At 62.7% G+C, this 17,339-nt stretch carries 13 protein-coding genes; 8 read left to right on the top strand and 5 right to left on the bottom strand.

Annotated elements, in window-relative coordinates; all coding sequences use genetic code 11:
• The first annotated feature begins 446 nt into the window (after positions 1–446).
• Genes ACZYZ7_RS21165 through mcrC form a run of 4 tightly spaced genes read left to right on the top strand, consistent with a single transcriptional unit; the run spans position 447 to position 5,951 of the window.
• Positions 447–1,904 (top strand): type I restriction-modification system subunit M, encoded by a 1,458-nt coding sequence (locus ACZYZ7_RS21165; RefSeq protein ID WP_463741745.1) that lies wholly within the window; start codon positions 447–449, stop codon positions 1,902–1,904.
• On the top strand, positions 1,901–3,070 hold the full coding sequence (locus ACZYZ7_RS21160; RefSeq protein WP_463741744.1) for a restriction endonuclease subunit S: 1,170 nt from the start codon (positions 1,901–1,903) through the stop codon (positions 3,068–3,070). Before ACZYZ7_RS21165 ends, ACZYZ7_RS21160 begins: the two co-directional genes overlap by 4 nt.
• Positions 3,067–4,869: an AAA family ATPase gene (locus tag ACZYZ7_RS21155; RefSeq protein WP_463741743.1), complete on the top strand. Its 1,803-nt coding sequence runs from the start codon at positions 3,067–3,069 to the stop codon at positions 4,867–4,869. Before ACZYZ7_RS21160 ends, ACZYZ7_RS21155 begins: the two co-directional genes overlap by 4 nt.
• Positions 4,866–5,951: a 5-methylcytosine-specific restriction endonuclease system specificity protein McrC gene (mcrC, locus tag ACZYZ7_RS21150; RefSeq protein ID WP_463741742.1), complete on the top strand. Its 1,086-nt coding sequence runs from the start codon at positions 4,866–4,868 to the stop codon at positions 5,949–5,951. The genes ACZYZ7_RS21155 and mcrC overlap by 4 nt, the downstream gene beginning before the upstream one ends.
• Before the next feature lie 11 nt (positions 5,952–5,962).
• Here the strand turns inward: mcrC and ACZYZ7_RS21145 are convergent, their stop codons facing one another.
• Positions 5,963–6,976: a hypothetical protein gene (locus ACZYZ7_RS21145; RefSeq protein ID WP_463741741.1), complete on the bottom strand. Its 1,014-nt coding sequence runs from the start codon at positions 6,974–6,976 to the stop codon at positions 5,963–5,965.
• A gap of 295 nt (positions 6,977–7,271) precedes the next feature.
• On the opposite strand from ACZYZ7_RS21145, the gene ACZYZ7_RS21140 reads away from it, so the two are divergent.
• Positions 7,272–9,056, top strand: a complete 1,785-nt coding sequence (locus ACZYZ7_RS21140) for an ATP-binding protein (protein ID WP_463741740.1) — start codon at positions 7,272–7,274, stop codon at positions 9,054–9,056.
• Positions 9,053–9,934: a hypothetical protein gene (locus tag ACZYZ7_RS21135; protein ID WP_463741739.1), complete on the top strand. Its 882-nt coding sequence runs from the start codon at positions 9,053–9,055 to the stop codon at positions 9,932–9,934. Before ACZYZ7_RS21140 ends, ACZYZ7_RS21135 begins: the two co-directional genes overlap by 4 nt.
• A gap of 5 nt (positions 9,935–9,939) precedes the next feature.
• Here ACZYZ7_RS21135 and ACZYZ7_RS21130 read toward each other — a convergent pair whose 3' ends face one another.
• From ACZYZ7_RS21130 to ACZYZ7_RS21120, 3 genes are all read right to left on the bottom strand, one after another.
• Positions 9,940–10,308 (bottom strand): SpoIIAA family protein, encoded by a 369-nt coding sequence (locus ACZYZ7_RS21130; RefSeq protein WP_135456913.1) that lies wholly within the window; start codon positions 10,306–10,308, stop codon positions 9,940–9,942.
• Positions 10,309–10,363: 55 nt separating this feature from the next.
• Positions 10,364–10,783, bottom strand: a complete 420-nt coding sequence (locus ACZYZ7_RS21125; RefSeq protein WP_463741738.1) for a hypothetical protein — start codon at positions 10,781–10,783, stop codon at positions 10,364–10,366.
• A gap of 99 nt (positions 10,784–10,882) precedes the next feature.
• Positions 10,883–11,536, bottom strand: a complete 654-nt coding sequence (locus tag ACZYZ7_RS21120) for a nitroreductase family protein (RefSeq protein WP_463741737.1) — start codon at positions 11,534–11,536, stop codon at positions 10,883–10,885.
• 255 nt (positions 11,537–11,791) lie between these two features.
• Between ACZYZ7_RS21120 and ACZYZ7_RS21115 the strand changes: the two genes are divergently transcribed.
• Together ACZYZ7_RS21115 and ACZYZ7_RS21110 are read left to right on the top strand one after the other, a co-directional pair.
• Complete coding sequence (locus ACZYZ7_RS21115; protein ID WP_463741736.1) at positions 11,792–15,205, top strand: DEAD/DEAH box helicase family protein; 3,414 nt, start codon at positions 11,792–11,794, stop codon at positions 15,203–15,205.
• A 33-nt stretch (positions 15,206–15,238) separates the two neighbouring features.
• On the top strand, positions 15,239–15,979 hold the full coding sequence (locus ACZYZ7_RS21110; RefSeq protein ID WP_450072237.1) for a potassium channel family protein: 741 nt from the start codon (positions 15,239–15,241) through the stop codon (positions 15,977–15,979).
• A 27-nt stretch (positions 15,980–16,006) separates the two neighbouring features.
• Here ACZYZ7_RS21110 and ACZYZ7_RS21105 read toward each other — a convergent pair whose 3' ends face one another.
• Positions 16,007–17,317, bottom strand: coding sequence for an NtaA/DmoA family FMN-dependent monooxygenase (locus ACZYZ7_RS21105; RefSeq protein WP_135456919.1), 1,311 nt, complete (start codon positions 17,315–17,317; stop codon positions 16,007–16,009).
• Positions 17,318–17,339: the final 22 nt, after the last annotated feature.

Here is a 17,339-nt window from a genome sequence, read left to right as displayed (position 1 = left end):
TCAGATTGCGCCGTCATCCGGTCGATGCTCGACTACAGCAGACAGTTCGCCCGAGCTGTCATCTCCAAGAAGGACGCTGGAGACGAAGTCACCGCCGCTGATTACACACAGTGGTCGGCACGGCTACATGGGTTCGCTGATCAGATCCACGGTGACCCGGGCCTGGCTGAACGAGCCGACACGATGGCCGACCGGGCAGCCAAGATGGCGAACCTCGCTCCAGGGGCTACTGGGCCACGACCATCGATTCGCGAGTCCTTGTATATCTCAGCGGAATTCAACGAGAGTCTCACCGTGCTTGAGGGCGCGTGCTCAAGCTAGCGTGACTTCGCTTCTGCAATGCCGCCTCGTCCGTCCGTGCGTCCATTCACGGATATCGCCCCATTTGTCGGCGGGGCCCTGTATACAGTTCGGTTCGGTTCTTAACGGCAGCAAGGGGCAGTGCAGTGATCACGGGTGAGCTGAAGAGCAAGGTCGACCGGGTGTGGGACGCGTTCTGGTCCGGCGGTATCTCCAATCCTCTGGAGGTGATCGAGCAGGTCACCTACCTGCTGTTCATCCGCCGCCTGGACGACCTGGAGATCCTCGCCGAGAAAAAAGCCCGCGTGACCGGTAAGTCCGAGGGGCTGCGGTTCGGGCCGGATCAGCAGCAGCTGCGGTGGTCGCAGTTCAAGAACGCCGAGCCGGCGGTGATGTTCTCCACCGTCGGCGACAAGGTGTTCCCGTTCCTGCGTGACCTCGGCGGCGACGGGTCGACATACTCCGAGCACATGCGTGATGCCCGGTTCACCATCCCCGCGCCGGCCCTGCTGTCCAAGGTTGTCGACATGCTCGACGACATCCCGATGGCCGACCGCGACACCAACGGTGATTTGTACGAGTACTTGCTGTCCAAGATCGCCAGCGCCGGCGTGAACGGGCAGTTCCGTACCCCGCGCCACATCATCGAGTTGATGGTCAAGATGACCGCTCCCCAGCCCACCGATGAGATCTGTGACCCGGCCTGCGGCACGGCCGGGTTCCTGGTGGCGGCGTCGGAGTATGTGCGCGACGAGCATTCATCGGTACTCACTGACGCTGACCAGCGTAAGCACTTCCACAACAGCATGTTTCACGGCTATGACTTCGACCCCACCATGCTGCGGATCGGCAGCATGAACATGCTGATGCACGGCATCGAATCCCCCGACATCCGCTACCGGGATTCCCTGTCGGAAGGCGCCAGCGAGGACGCCGAAAAGTACACACTGATCCTGGCCAATCCTCCCTTCGCCGGATCACTCGACTACGAGGCCACTTCCAAGGATCTGCAGCGCGTCGTCAAGACCAAGAAGACCGAACTGCTGTTTGTGGCATTGTTTTTGAAGCTTCTGAAGCCGGGAGGTCGGGCCGCGGTAATCGTGCCCGACGGAGTGCTCTTCGGATCGTCCAAGGCGCACAAGGAACTTCGTCGCGCACTGGTGGAGGATCAGAAGCTTGACGGCATCGTGAAGCTGCCCTCCGGGGTGTTCCGGCCGTATGCCGGCGTGTCGACGGCGATTCTGTTGTTTACCAAGACGAACTCCGGTGGCACTGAGAACGTCTGGTTCTACGACGTCACCGCCGACGGGTTCTCGCTGGATGACAAGCGGAATCCGGTCGAGGCCAATGACCTTCCCGACGCGTTGTCGCGCTGGGTGTTACGCGTCTCCTCGGAGCTTGAACGAGCTCGGACCGAGCAGTCGTTCTGCGTGCCGAAGGACGATATCGTCGCCCAGGGGTACGACCTGTCACTTAACCGGTACAGGGAGATCGTCCACGACGAGGTCGAACATCGACCGCCGTTGGAGATCATCGCCGAGATCGAGAAGCTCGAGAGTGAGATTGCTGCTGGGCTGGTCGAGTTGAAGGCGATGCTGTCATGAAAATGGTGTCATTGGGAGAAGTTGCTCAAACCAATCCGAGCGCACCGCAACTCGGCCCCGACGACGAGGTGAATTTTGTCGGCATGGCCGACCTAGACACCGAACGGGCATTAACGCAGTCACATGTGATTCGCCGCTTCAACGAAGTAAGCAAGGGCTACACCGTTTTTGCCGATGGCGACATCTTGGTCGCAAAGATCACACCGTGCTTCGAAAACAACAAAATTGGGCAGGCAACTTTGCGACGCAAGATCGGCGTCGGTTCCACCGAGTTTCATGTTCTACGCCCCAGTCCCGAACTTCACGACCGCTATCTGCTCCACTTTTTGCGGCAGGGGCACGTACGCCGCCAGGGCGAAATGCGGATGACGGGCAGCGCTGGCCAGCGGCGTGTGCCGCTCAACTTCCTCCAGGCACTCAACATTCCACTTCCCCCGCTCGACGAGCAGCGCCGCATCGCCGCGATCCTCGATCAGGCAGATGCACTACGCGCCAGACGACGTCAAGTGCTGTCAACTTTCGAATCGCTCCGACAGTCGATCTTCATAGACATGTTCGGCGATCCGGCGTCAAACCCCCACGGACTGCCGACTGGAACGGTCCAAGACCTAGTCCAATCGGCCGACTACGGTACGAGTGAGAAGAGTTCGCAACAGGGCGAGATTGCAGTCCTACGAATGAACAACATCACATACGGCGGCGAAATCGACCTGCAAGACCTGAAGTACATGGATCTTCCAGACGACAAGTTCAGCCGCTACACGGTGCGTAGAGGCGACGTCCTCTTCAATCGCACAAATAGCGCTGAGTTGGTCGGCAAGACTGCCGTCTACAACGGCGGTGCCCCGTTGGCCTACGCCGGATACCTTGTCCGGTTGCGAGTTCGAGAGGGCATCTCACCGGAGTACCTTTCTGGAGTATTGAACTCCGCATACGGCAAGGCCACGCTACGTGGCATGTGCAAGAGCATCGTAGGTATGGCGAACATCAACGCCAAAGAAGTCCAGACCATTCGGACACTCATCCCTCCAGCTTCCGACCAACAGAAGTATTCCGAGCGCGTTGAGGCGCTCCGAGTCGCGAAAGACCGACAAGCCGCAGCACTGGGGGAACTCGACGAGCTATTCGCCTCACTTCAATCTCGCGCATTCCGAGGCGAGCTATGACGGAGCCATCTCAGATCGGGCGCTGGCCGGCGTTCGTCCGCCCGACGCTCGTAGTGCTCAGCAATGGCCAGACTTGGCGCACTGCAGATCTTTTCGATGCGATAGCCAATGAGATGCAGCTCACCGAGGCGCAGCGCGCCGAGACACTCAGTTCTGGTCAGCTACGCGCCCGGAACCGGATGGGTTGGGCACTCTCTGCTCTCACCCGCGCCCAGGCGGTCACGAAGGTCCGCAACGGATACTCCACCATCACCGACTTCGGCAGACAGCTCCTCGAAGAACACCCGGTCAATATCACCGAGGAGACGCTGGAAGCGATCCCCGCATACCAGAACTATCAACCGAAGGTTCGCCACACGCCCGCGGCCGAAGCCGAAGACGGCCCGCCATTCTGGTTCGTGGGCGCCTACTACGGCGGTCGTGATCAGACGCAAAACCTTGTCGAACAGGGCATCTGGAGTGTTGGTGAAACAGACGACTACGCCGACGAAGTCAATTCGATGCAACCCAACGAGCGGATCGCGATCAAAGCGACCTACGTACGCTCACGGCGCGATGATCTCCGATTCGATAACAAGGGCCACCCGGTTTCGGTGATGGCGATCAAGGCGACCGGCACCATCACGGGTCACAGTCGCGACGGCCGAACTGTCAAGGTTGCCTGGGACCCACCGCAAGAACGTGACGAGTGGTACTTCTACACCAACCGCCGAACCGTGTGGAAGGTCGTCGGCGGCGACTGGCGCACCGACGGGCTGATCTCATTCACCTTCGACGGCGCCGACCAGGATCTCGATGCTTTCCGCAGCTCCCCGTATTGGCGGGAGCGATTCGGTGATGACGCTCGGGTCACATCTGCCGACGACGCATCCACGGATGTAACCGTGGAAGAACAGGCTTCGCCAACCGAGACCTACACCGTCGACGATATCGTCACCGACGGCTGCTTCATCCCCGCGGAGACGCTGGCTGCGTACCTCCACGCGTTGACGTCGAAAAAGAACCTTATCTTGCAGGGCCCACCCGGCACCGGCAAGACATGGCTGGCCAAACGGCTCGGCTTTGCACTGATCGGTGAGAAGAGCCGAGAATACCTGCGCGCCATCCAGTTCCATCCGTCGACGGCATACGAGGATTTCGTCCGCGGTTGGCGACCCAGCGCCGACGGAAAGCTGGTCCTCGCCGACGGCGTGTTCCTCAACATCGTCGACCAAGCGCTGGCCGACCCCGGCCACAACTACGTCCTGGTCATCGAGGAGATCAACCGCGGGAATCTCGCCCAGGTCTTCGGGGAACTGCTGACACTACTGGAAAGCGAGAAACGGCTTCCCTCTGAGGCGATCGACCTCACCTACCGCAAGGACGGCGAGGACCCGCTGTACCTGCCGGCGAATTTGTACATCATCGGCACGATGAACCTGGCAGACCGATCCCTGGCGATCGTCGACTTCGCGCTACGCCGCCGGTTCGCGTTCGCCAACCTGGAGCCGATGTTCAACGACACTTGGCGTGACTGGGTGTCCAGCCACAGTGGAATTCCGGCCGACGAACTGGCATCCGTCGCCAGACGTGTCGGTGAGATCAACGCATCGATCAGTGCGGACCGGTCTCTGGGCGACCAGTACCAGATCGGGCATAGCTTCTTCACGCCGTCGACAACACGCAAGGTCACAAACACCCAGACCTGGCTGCGCCAGATCGTCGAACGCGAGATCTGTCCGCTGCTTACGGAATACTGGTTCGACGAACCCGATCGCGTCGAGAGGGCGGCCGTGCGCCTGCTCGGCGAGTCACTATGACGGGCGTCGTCGTCAGCGGCAAGACCGAGATTCCGGTCCGCAACCTCTGGCTACTGATGCTGTATGCCTCAGAGCTCTATGCCGACAACGCTAAAATCCGCGGCGCCGGAGCGGAGGAGCGCCCAGACGAGTTGCCTGATCTCGTGGCAGAAATCCTCGCACGGGCCGTCGAACGTCGCCTTCAACGCACGCTCAGCCGCGCCTACGTCGCCCGACGCGCGCCGCTCTCCAGAGTGAGGGGTCGCATCGATGTCCTCCAAACCGAATCAGCACAGTTACTTTCGCGAGGCCAGATCGCCTGCCGCTATGCGGAACTGTCGGTCGACAATTCGATCAACCGGCTGATCTACGCGGGCCTGACTGTCGCGGGGGCGACGTCTCGCGATAGCGACCGCGCACATCGTTTTCGCCAGCTTGCCGGGATGCTGCGGCTGCAGGGCGTCACACCGACGCTGTTCAGCCGATCCGATACGGATGCGATAACCCTCGGCCGCAACCAGATTGCCGACCTGGATGCCGTGAACGCGGCACGACTTCTTGTGCGGATGAACATCCCGACCGAAGACTCTGGTGCCGCACACCGGATGTCACCCCTGCGGGACGCGACAGCAATCCGGCGCTTGTACGAAGCCGCGGTCCGCGGCTTCTACCGGGTGACGCTGCCGCCACCCTGGCGGGTACACCCGGGCGAGACGGTGCATACCTGGCCGTTGGACGAGCACTCTGCCGGCGCACTGGCGATCCTTCCGGTGATGCGCACCGACACGATCCTGGAACGACCAGGCCGCCGCATCATTGTCGAAACCAAATTCGCCGACGCGCTCAAGCCCAATCAGTTTGGCACACCGAAGCTTTCCCGAAATCACATGTTTCAGCTCTACGCCTACGTACAGTCACAGCACGACCGTGACCACCTCGGCGAGACGGCCGAGGGCGTGCTGCTCTACCCCGTCGTCGGCGGCGAGCTCGACGAGTATGTCGTGATCAACGGCCACCGCTACCGCTTTCTCACGGTAGATCTCGCCGCACACGCCCGGACCATCAGGGAGCGGTTGTTGTCCGTGGTTGCCGCGCCGGCCTGACCACCGCAACGTCAGGGACTGCACTCCCGCGTGAACCACGCCAGGTCGCTCTCCCAGTCTGAGATTGCCTCGGACATGTCGGCGTTCTTCCGTCGGTTGAGTTCGGCGAACCCGGCCAGACACCGTTCTACCTTCGCCGCGCGTTGCCGACTGTTCGGATCACCCCACTCCTGCAGGTACGACTCAGCCTCGGCCGGTTTGGCCACCAGTTCGACACTCAAAGCGTTGCGGAGGATGTGTCGCCTCGCTGACGGGCCGAGTCCGTTCTTTCCTACCTTGTAACCCAGTTTTCCCAGGACGCCGGAGGCGGGCCACGAACCCGTATCGAAGTTGACCACCAGTTGATGGACCGGTCTGATGTTGGGATCGTCCGAGTCCAACAGCGGCCAGGGATCGGCGGGCTGTTCAAACGCAGCATCGCTCTCCGATTTGGCAGGGCGGGAATCCTTTTCGGGTTCGTCGTGCACCCACGGCAGGAACGACACCACCTGTTGCCAGAAGCCCTGAGGTTTCGGTTGCTTGGTGTGACGCGACCGTCCCCTGTCAACATCCACCACTGCCAGCGCATCACTTGCATCGGCTTCAAGATCGCTGAAGAAGCGTCCGCCGCGCTCCGCAAGCAGAAATCCGCCCTTGCCATTGATGTGGCGACAGGCATCCGCAGCTTCGTCCAGTAGGGGCGACAGCCCAGTGACGAAGATCTGATGCCGACCTGTGCGGTCAACGGTGCAGACGGCGCCGTTGGCTTCAACACCAAACACCGCCGGCCGAGCAGTAGGTGAAATCGCGCGCAGAATCCACAACTCGACGGGATCGGCGGCAAGGACGACTGGACGTCCCTGGGGCGGCGTGTCTGCGAACTGGCTGATTGGTGGCAGCGCACCTCCCCACCAAATCTCGACTCGTCGCCCAAGTTCGGCGACCGCGCGTTGACGGACAGCATCGTCGGCAATTGGGAGTAGACGTAACCGATCCACCATCTGTGACCGCTCCGCTGCGAGTTGGGCAAAAGGCAATCGCTCCATCTCCCAAGACCTCCTCCGCATACCTCTCGGTTCGCTGCGGAGTCAACTTAGCGTGACGTGACCGCTCGGCGACGGCTTCGAGGCCAGCGAGACGCTTGCCTGCCCCGTTCTTCGCAAGAACACGCCGGCTCAGTGAGTAGCGCGGTGGCGGAAGAACTCGTCTGGGACCGCCACGGCGTTACATGCGCAGCTGCCAGCCCGCCGAGAGCGATGATCGTTCCGCACGGCTGAGCTTGTCAGTCCCCTGTGCGACGCTATGCGGCTCTCGAGACGAGTCGACACAGGAGGACCAGAAGTGGACAGGGTTCAGCAACAGAACTTCCGAGTGAACCTCGGCGGTGTGATCGCGTTACTCAGCAAGAACTTGTATTCCAGTCCCGGCGTCTATGTGCGGGAGCTGATCCAGAACGCGATGGACGCAATCACGGCCCGTGACGCCCTTGGCGGTGTTCCCGCCCCGCGAACCATCTCGATCTCGCCCTACGGGGTCGCGTCGCCGGACTCTCCGGCAGATGAGTTCATGCTGGCCGACGGCGGTATCGGTGTCAGCCCGGAACAGGTCGAGCAGTTCCTGGCGACCGTCGGCGCCAGCTCCAAGGGCGCCGAGCTCCAGCGCAGTCGTCGGACCTACATCGGCCAGTTCGGGATCGGCTTGCTGAGCTGCTTTCTCATCGCCGATGAGATCACCGTCGTCTCCCGAAGCGCGACCGGAGCCGAGCCGATCGAATGGATAGGCAGGAGCGACGGCACGTACACGATTCGAACGGTCACCGAGGACGTCGAGGTCGGGACCACCGTGCGGTTGCGGCCACGCCCTGACATGATCGGGTGGGCACGGGCCGAGCAGGTGACCCCGCTCGTGCAGAAGTACGCAGAGTGCCTCCCGGTCAACATCCTGGTGTTGACAAGCCTTGGCCCGAAGGATGTTTCGCGTCCATACCCATGGGTGAACGATTTCGGCGCCCACCGCTCCAGTGTCTTGCAGGGTGTCTCACCGATCTACGGCGGGATGGGTAAGGGCAGGCAGTTCGATGCCGTCGAGGTCGCCGATGCCGGCCTCGGACTGCACGGCGTCGTGTACATCGGTACCTCCTCGGGGCGGTCCAAGGCCGCCGGACGTCACCGTGTCTACGTCAACGACATGCTTGTCGCCGATGCCGACGACGCCGTGATGCCGCCGTGGGCCTTTTTCGCCTGGGCGGTGGTGAACTCGACCACGCTCGAACCGACCGCGAGCCGCGAGTCCGTCGTGAACAACGCGACGCTGACCGCGACCCGACGCAAGCTCGGGCTTACGGCGCTCAAATGGCTTCGCGCCCTTGCCGACACCGATCCGGAGCGGTTCGCCGAGTTCGTCGCCGACAACGAACTGGAGCTCAAATCCGCAGCGACACAGGGCGTCGACGCGGCGAATCTTGAGCTGGCCGAAGTCGTACTGCCGATGTTGACCATGCAGACAACCGAAGGGCGCATGCGCCTCATCGACGTGGTCGGCCGAAACCCGAACATCCTGTATGCCCTCTCCGTCAACGAATTCCGCACCATCGCGAGCTTCAACCCGGGCGGCCGGATCGTGGTCAACGCCGGCCACACCCTCGACCAAGAGGTGCTGCTCATGCTGCCGCAGGTGATGTCCGGGGTGACCGTCACCCGCGCCTATCCGGCATCCGAGGTGGCTGCGCTGACGGTGCCGTCCGCCGATGCCGTCGGGGACGACGTGCTGGCACTGGAACAGTGCGGCACTCAGGCGCTCACCGTGTCCGGTTGTCGCGTGGTGGCGCGCCAGTTCCCATCGACCGATCTCCCTGCCGTCTTCATCGGCCGCGGGCAGATCGACATGACATCACCAGGCTCCGGCGACCTCGCGCACTTGGTCCTCAACTGGGATAACCGGGCGGTGCGGGCACTGACCCGTACCACTGACGATCTCGTGTTCAGTCGGCTCGTGCAGCTGCTCTACGTCCAGGCCCGGATGGCCGGCCAATGCGACGGCCCCGAGGATCGAGTTCTGTTGTCGGAGGCCCTCGATGACATCATTCTGCTGGCCGCCGGGGTGGACGGGACTGAGGTCGCCCGATGAATGAGCAACTGGCACAAGTAGCCGACGCTGTGGAAGACAGGGAACGGCTCGGCGACCAGGCGCTGTGCTCGGGAAGGTTCGAGGAGGCAGTCGCCCACTACGAGGAGATCAATAATCTGCTCCTGCGGTTGGTGGATGTTGCCGTGGATGACGAGACATTCGCCAGGTTCGTCAAAGTGCTCAACAGCACCCGAGCGAAATTGCTCGACGCGCAGCGCCGGCTACAACCGCCCGCCGCACGAGCCGCTGAACTCCGAGCCTTGGCGGACGAATCCCTCGAATCGGGCAACATTGTGCATGCCTCGGAAGTCAGTATCGAGCTCGGCGAGGCGCTCGAAGAACTGGGCCATCGTGATGGGGCCGAGTCCGCCTACCGGCAGGCCGTCGCACTGGCGCGGCAAGTCGACGCCGCCATGCCTGAGTTGACGCTGTGGGCTTTCCGTCGGTTGGTCGACTTCCTTGCACCGTCGGAAGAGTCGATCGCCCTTGCCCACGAGATGGCGTCCAACTTGATCGAGCGGGACGAGATGTATCACCCGATGCGGGCGGCTGACGCGGCCAACTACTGGGCAACAGCCGAGTTGAAATTCGCCGAGGTGACGCCACACCGGGTAGATCACGCGATCGACGGCATCGCGAGGCCCGCAATCGAAATGCTCGACGACATCTGTTTCCACGACAAGAGCCAGGCACTGCAGCGCCTGGTGGCCGACGTCTTGCGTGGAGTCGGGCGCGACGCCGAGGCGGACCAGTGGCAAGCCGAGGCGGACAGGTACGAGGACTGGGAGATGTTCATGGAGCAGGAGATCCCCGGCCATGTGCACCTGTGGGACATTCGGTTCGACTGTTCGGAGGACGACGAATACCGCCCTGCCTGAAGGCCTCAGCCCGCAGCCCACTCCTTGGCCGCATCGAGTTCGTCGAGGCCGAACATCTTCAACTCGCCGGGGACCATCCACGCGAAGGCATGCATGGCGTGGGCGACCCAATCCTTGTCGGACACCACGGCAATCCGTTTGAACGCGGAGTGGTGCTGTATCAGGGCACCGAAGCCGAGCTTCAGATCCTGAACCAGCCCGCCGGACCCGAATCCCTCATAGTCCGGTGAAATCACCTCGACGATCCGGATCTCACCGGTCTTCAGTAATTCGTCCATCGTCGGCCGGAATTCGCGCAGGTCATCACCGCGCACTCGACCCGACACTCGGATACCGAACACACCCTCGGGCATGTCGGGAAGGACGTCAATCATCGGTACTCCTCCCGTCTCACGCCTCGAGTCTGCACCTAACCGACGGCTCTTTGAATCAGGAACGCGAAGACTCCCAAAGACTGGATATTTCCGACGGCACGTTCTCGGATTTGACGCCGGCCCTGGTCCATCCGCCGTGGCTGCCCGGAGCGATCCGGTAGACCCCTGCATCACCCGAATACACCCAGAGCTGTTCGGGCTCGGTGGACAGCCAGGTGATCATCACGCCCTTGTCGGCGCTGTACGAGGAATGGTCATGGAAGACCTCTTTGCCGGCCTTGTCCCGAACCACCACCACCCAGGGCTTCTCCCCTTTGTCTTCTGGCCCCTGCTCGGCGAAGGCGGTGTACGTGCCAGACGGAGACGCCTGGGCATGGTCGGGGGTGACAATCGAAGCGGCAGCGCCATCGCCTTTGCCGCAGCCCGCGACAATCGCCATCACTGCCAGCATCGTCGCGATCAACCGCTTGCTCACGTGTATCGGTACCCTTCCGCGCCGACCAATGCGCCGTCTGCCTTGGTGAGATGGAACGATACGGTCTGGCCGCCAGGACCGATCAGCCAGCCGCGCTGCCTACAGAAACGGTCGATTGCCGTAGCGGTCGAGCGAGACGAATTCTCCGACCGGCCGACGTGTCGTCGGCCCGTACTTGCCCTTCGGCCAGCCCAGCGGGATGACCGCACACGGAGTGACGTTCCACGGCAAGCCCAGGGTGCGCCGCGCCAACAGCTTGCTCCACAACGGCATGGTGATCAGTGCTGCACCCAAGCCAGATGCACGTGCCGCCAGCAAGAGGTTTTGCACCGCGGGAAAAATAGAACCGTAGGCACTGCTCACCGCCACCGACGGCCAGAACGGAATGACACCCTTGAGGCAGGCGACGACTACGACGGGGATCTCGTCGAAATGATCCGCCTGCCATTGCACGGCCTTCTCGATCCTCAGCATCTGGTCATCCATGCGGCGGACAACGACGCGCCGGTAAATCGGGCCGCCGAACTTCAAGGCCCGTCGATTCAAGCCGCCGAGTTTCGCGACGACCTCGCGGTCCTTGACGACGATGAACTCCCAATTCTGTGCGTTTGAACCCGTCGGCGCCTTCATCGCGAGTTCCAGAATGTGAAGCACGAGTGCATCATCAACGGGCTCATCCTTGAGCCGACGGATCGCCCGTTGAGTACGCATCGCCTCTTCGAGCGGCATGGCCAAGGGCTCGTGCTGCGTCATGGCCACAATTTCAGCACGACCGGTCTCTCCAGCGGGCATTCTCGGGCGAATGCTCGGTCCTTTGGGTTGCCCACCGAAGGCATGCGATGTCAGAGGCACCTGTTAGACAGTCCGGTTCGGTTCAACCCACCCGCACGAGGAGATGCCATGTCCGTCGAAGTCGGCAGACCAAAGTTGATAAGTTCCATTCACCAGCCGATCAATTGATCAATTTGCTTTACGCCGAGTATTGGGCCAGCGCATAGGGGGCGCGTCGTGACCAACTTTGCTTTCGTCGGTGCCGCCGACTGGCCAGAGATCAATGCCGACTGCGCGCGCGCCGAAAGCTACCTCAACTCTGACCCGCGCTCAGCCTGCTTCTACAGCCGACGTGCCGTCGAGCAACTCGTCGGCCTGCTGTACGACGTCCTGGCGCTGCCGCTCCCCTACAAGAACGACCTGTCGGCACGCATCAACGAGCCGCCATTCCGCTCCAAGGTTCCGCCGGCGATCGTGCAGAAGCTGAATCTGATCCGTAAAGCCGGCAATGCGGCCGTGCACGAACAGAAACCGATCGCGCCGAACATCGCGCTGGCTGTCCTGCGCGAACTGCACCACATCATGGTGTGGGCCGTCTATCACCACTCGGCCTATCCGAAGGCCGCTCCGCTGAAGCTGCCCTTCGACCCGAAGCTGGCCGCCAAGGCCGCTCCCCTGAGCCGCCAGGAAGTGGCCCAGCTCGCCGAGAAGTTCAAGAAGCAGGACGAAGCCCACGCCAAGGCATTGGCCGAGAAGGACGAGCTTGCCGCCGCGCACGAGGCTGAGATCGCCCGGCTGCGTGAGGAAATCAAGAAGGCACAGGCCGCCAACCAACAGCCTGACAACCGTGACTACACCGAGGCCGAGACCCGCGACACCTTCATCGACCTGATGCTGGGCGAGGCCGGCTGGCCCTTGGCAGACGCCAAAGACCGGGAGTACAAGGTCACTGGCATGCCGCCCGACAACGGCACCGGATACGTCGACTATGTGCTGTGGGGCGCCGACGGACTACCCCTTGCAGTGGTGGAGGCCAAACGCACCTCGAAGAGCCCGCACCTCGGCCAACAGCAGGCCAAGCTGTACGCCGACTGTTTGGAGGCCATGACCGGTCGGCGCCCGGTCATTTTCTATACCAACGGCTTTGAGCATTGGATCTGGGACGACGCGGCCGGCTATCCACCGCGGGACATCCAGGGGTTCTACACTCGGGACGAGCTGGAACTGATGGTGCAGCGCCGCTCGACGCGCCAGCCGCTCACCGACGCCCCGATCGATTCGGCGATCGTCGAACGCCACTACCAACACCGCGCCATCCGGGCCATCGACGAAACCTTCACGGACAAACGCCGCGAAGCCTTGTTGGTGATGGCCACCGGGTCAGGTAAGACCCGCACCGTCATCGCCCTGGTCAAGCAGCTCATGGAGGCCAACTGGGCCAAGCGGGTGCTGTTCCTGGCCGACCGCACCGCGCTGGTCACCCAAGCCGCGAACGCCTTCAAGGCGCATCTTCCCGACGCCACCACGGTGAACCTGTTGACCGAGAAAGTCACGGACGGGCGCGTGTACGTCAGCACCTACCCGACGATGATGAATCTCATCAACGACACCAGCTCGGGGACAAGGAAATTCGGACCCGGCTACTTCGACCTGGTGGTAATCGACGAAGCCCACCGCTCGGTTTACCAGAAGTACCGGGCCATCTTCGACTGGTTCGACTCGCTGCTGGTCGGCCTGACTGCGACCCCGAAGGACGAGGTCGACCACAACACCTACCGCCTCTTCCACCTCGAGGACGGAGTGCCCACCGACGCCTACGGACTCGACGACGCGGTCAAAGAGGGCTTCCTGGTGCCGGCCGTGGGAATCTCCGGCGGCACAAAGTTTCTCGACCGTGGAATCCGCTACACCGACCTGTCCGAGGACGAAAAGGACGAATGGGAATCCCTGGACTGGGGCGATGACACCCCCGACGAGGTCACCTCAGAAGAGGTGAACAAGGTTCTGTTCAACGAGAGCACCGTCGACATGGTGCTCGCCGATCTCATGGCCAAGGGACATCGCGTCGCAGCCGGCGACCGCCTGGGCAAGACCATCATCTTCGCCAAGAACCGCGACCACGCCGAGTTCATCGCCCGCCGCTTCGACATCCAATACCCGCACCTGGCCGGACATTTCGCACGGGTCATCACCCACGGCATCTCGCACGCACAATCGCTGATCGACGACTTCTCCGTCGCCGACAAGGCCCCGCATATCGCGATCTCGGTCGACATGCTGGACACCGGCATCGACGTACCCGAGGTCGTCAATCTCGTGTTCTTCAAGCTGGTCCGCTCGAAAACCAAGTTCTGGCAGATGATCGGACGCGGCACCCGCCTGTGCCCCGACCTGTTCGGCCCGGGACAGCACAAGCAGAACTTCTACGTCTTCGACTACTGCGGCAACCTCGAATACTTCAGCCAGGACCTGCCCGGCTCACCCGGGTCGTCGCAGAAATCGTTGAACCAGAGGTTGTTCGAAACGCGACTCGGATTGATCACGGCGCTCGATCACCTGCAGCCGCCGACCGATCCCGATCCGCTCGAAGGGCAGGGCACCGAAACCGACCGGGGTCTACGCGTCGACGTGGCGTGGTCGCTCCACCGCGTCGTTGCCGGTATGACGCTGGACAACTTCCTGGTGCGGCCGCACCGTCGACTGGTCGAGCAATACGCGCAGTGGGAGCCCTGGGCGGGCGCGCTGAGCAGCGAGACAGCCGCCGACGTCGCCGAATCCCTGGCCGGATTGCCGTCGACCCACAAGGACGACGACGAAGACGCCAAGCGGTTCGACATGCTGGTCCTGCGACGCCAACTCGCCCAACTCGAAGGCGATGCCCTGGCCGCCGAGCGGTTGCGCGAAAAGATCCAGGACATCGCCTCAGGCCTGTTGAACCAGACGGCCATTCCCTCGATCGCAGCACAACAGGAGCTGCTCGACGACGTCGCCGGCGACCAGTGGTGGGTCGACGTCACGCTGCCGATGCTTGAGCACGCACGACGCAAATTGCGTGGGCTGCTCCGCTTCCTGGAGAAAGCCAAAAAGGTGGTCGTCTACACCGACTTCGCCGACGAACTCGGCGAGTCCGCCCTCGTCGACCTGCCGGGCATCACCCCCGGCACCAACTGGGAACGATTCGAACTCAAGGCCAGGGCCTACCTCAAACAGCACCAAGACCACGTCGCGCTGCAACGCCTACGCCGCAACAAGCCCCTCACCACCGCCGACCTCGCGGCACTGGAACAGATGCTCGTCGACAGCGGCACCGGCGGGGCCGATGACATCGCACTGGCCAAAGAACAGTCACACGGGCTGGGATTGTTCATCCGCAGATTGGTGGGCCTGGATCACGAGGCCAGCGTCGACGCCTTCTCCGCTTTTCTCGACGGTGCCAAGTTCGGAGCCGACCAGATCCGGTTCATCAACCTGATCATCACCGAGCTCACCGCCAACGGCGTCGTCGAACCCGCCCGCCTGTATGAATCCCCGTATATCGACCACGCCCCGACCGGCCCCGACGATGTGTTCCCCGAGACCGATGTCGACAACATCGTGCAGATTCTCAACACGGTGAAGGGCAACGCGGTACCGGCCGACGGAGTCGCTTAGTCAATCCGGCGACCATGCCGCACACTCTCTGACGTGACAACCCAGGATCGCCTCGCCAGTTGGGAACACCGCGCGGAGTGGCCGCTTGCCGCGGTCGCCGGGGTCTTCCTTGCCGCCTATTCGGTCGAGGTACTCGTCCAACCTCGCGGCCTGGTCGCGCACGCCGTCACTCTGGCCACCTGGCTGTCCTGGGCGGCGTTCAGCGCTGACTACGTGGCACGGCTGTACCTGGCCCCTGACCGCAGGCGGTGGTTCGTGCGCCATCTCGCCGACCTGGCGATCGTGCTGCTGCCGCTCTTGCGGCCGCTGCGGCTGCTGCGGCTCGTCGTGCTGATCGGTGTGATCCAGAAAGCCGTCGGCCACGCGATCCGCGGCAAGGTCATCCTCTACACGATCTCGGGTGCGGTCCTGCTGGTGTACGTCGCCGCGCTGGCCGTGCTGCAGGCCGAGCGCGGTCAACCCGACGCCCACATCACCGATTTCGGCGATGCGATCTGGTGGGCGATCACCACCATCACCACCGTCGGCTACGGCGACATGTATCCGGTGACGACGACCGGGCGAGTCATCGCCGCGCTGTTGATGATCGGCGGGATCAGCCTCGTCGGTTCGATCACCGCGACGATTGCGTCATGGATCGTGCAGACCGTGGCGGATGATGACGCTGCCACAGCAGCCGCGACGGCAGCCCATATCAATGATCTGCGGGCCGAGATCGCGTCGCTGCGGGAAGACATCGCCCAGTCGAACCGGACCGCAGAGACAACGCCGTGACTGTCGCTCGGCGTGTGCGGCGTCGCCTCAGTACGACAGCAGGTTGTCTCTGAACAGCTTGTGCTCGTAGTGCGTCCTGGTCAGGCCACGGCGCTGAAGCTCGGGCACCAGACCGTCGACCACCTCGATGACGTACTTGCGGGTCAAACGCATTCCCGGGGCGGTGATCAGGAAGCCATCCCCGCCAACCTCATCCATCAACGCCTCGAGGCGATCGGCCACCGTGGCCGGGGTGCCGACCAGTGCATCCTCCGTCGACAGGTAGGCCGCCGTCAGCTCCCGCAGGGTCTTCCCGCTGCCGCGTTGCAGGAAGGCTTCCAGTGATCCGCGTTCGCCGTTGGTCTGCAGATCGTCGGGTAGCGGCTTGTCGAGATCGAACTTGGTGAAGTCGATCTCGACGATTGCCGCCAGATGCGCCAACGTCTTCTCCAGGTAGTACTCGTTGTTCACCAATCGGTCGAGTTTCGCGCGTGCCTCCGCATCGGTGTCACCCAGATGCGGGGTGATCAGGAACAGCACCTTGATGTCGTCGGGTTTGCGGCCGTATTCGACTGCTCGCCGGCGGATGTCGTCGCGGTAGGCGATCATGCCTTGCGGATCGGCGGCAGTACCTACCACCGTGTCGGCATACTTCGCGGCAAAGTCCTTGCCCTGAGGTGAGCCACCCGCCTGAGCCAGGACCGGGTGGTATTGCGGCGACGGCACCGTGTTCAGCGGCCCGCGGCTCTTGTAGTACTGGCCTTCAAAGTCGATGGTGTGGACTTTGGTGTGATCGACGAAGGTGCCGGTCTCCCGGTCCCGGACCACCGCGTCGGGCTCCCACGAATCCCACAGCGCCCGAACCAGATCGACGTATTCGTGGGCGCGTGCATAGCGTTCGTCGTGGCGAGGCAGATGGTCGAGTCCGAAGTTCTGCGCCGCCCGGTCTTCGGCTGAGGTCACCATGTTCCAGCCCACCCGCCCGCCGGTCAGGTGGTCCAGCGTGTTGCACAACCGGGCCAGCAGGAACGGCGGATAGAAGGTCGAGGACAGCGTCAGCACCAGCCCCAGATGTTCGGTGACGCTGCCGAGTAGCGGGATCAGCGGTGCGGGATCGAGTTTGGGCGAGTGCAGCGCGTGCTTGAGTTCGCGTTCGAAGGTGCCGCCGTAGGCATCCGACACCATCAACTTGTCTTCGAGCAGCAGGTAGTCGAACTTGGCGCGCTCCAGGTGCTGAACCAGCTCGACGTAGAAGCTGCCCGACCAATCCTGGCCCCCGGTGGATCCCCACTGCTCATTCCATCCATCGACACAGAAGTTGGCGAACCAGCCGAGGTGAAATCTGTTGTCACGCGACATTGTTGAGTCCTTCGTCGAGAGG

The organism is Mycobacterium sp. IDUB_17 (assembly GCF_055419465.1).
Note: the sequence above shows the minus strand (reverse complement) of the source record. Positions and strands in the feature narration are given on the sequence as shown.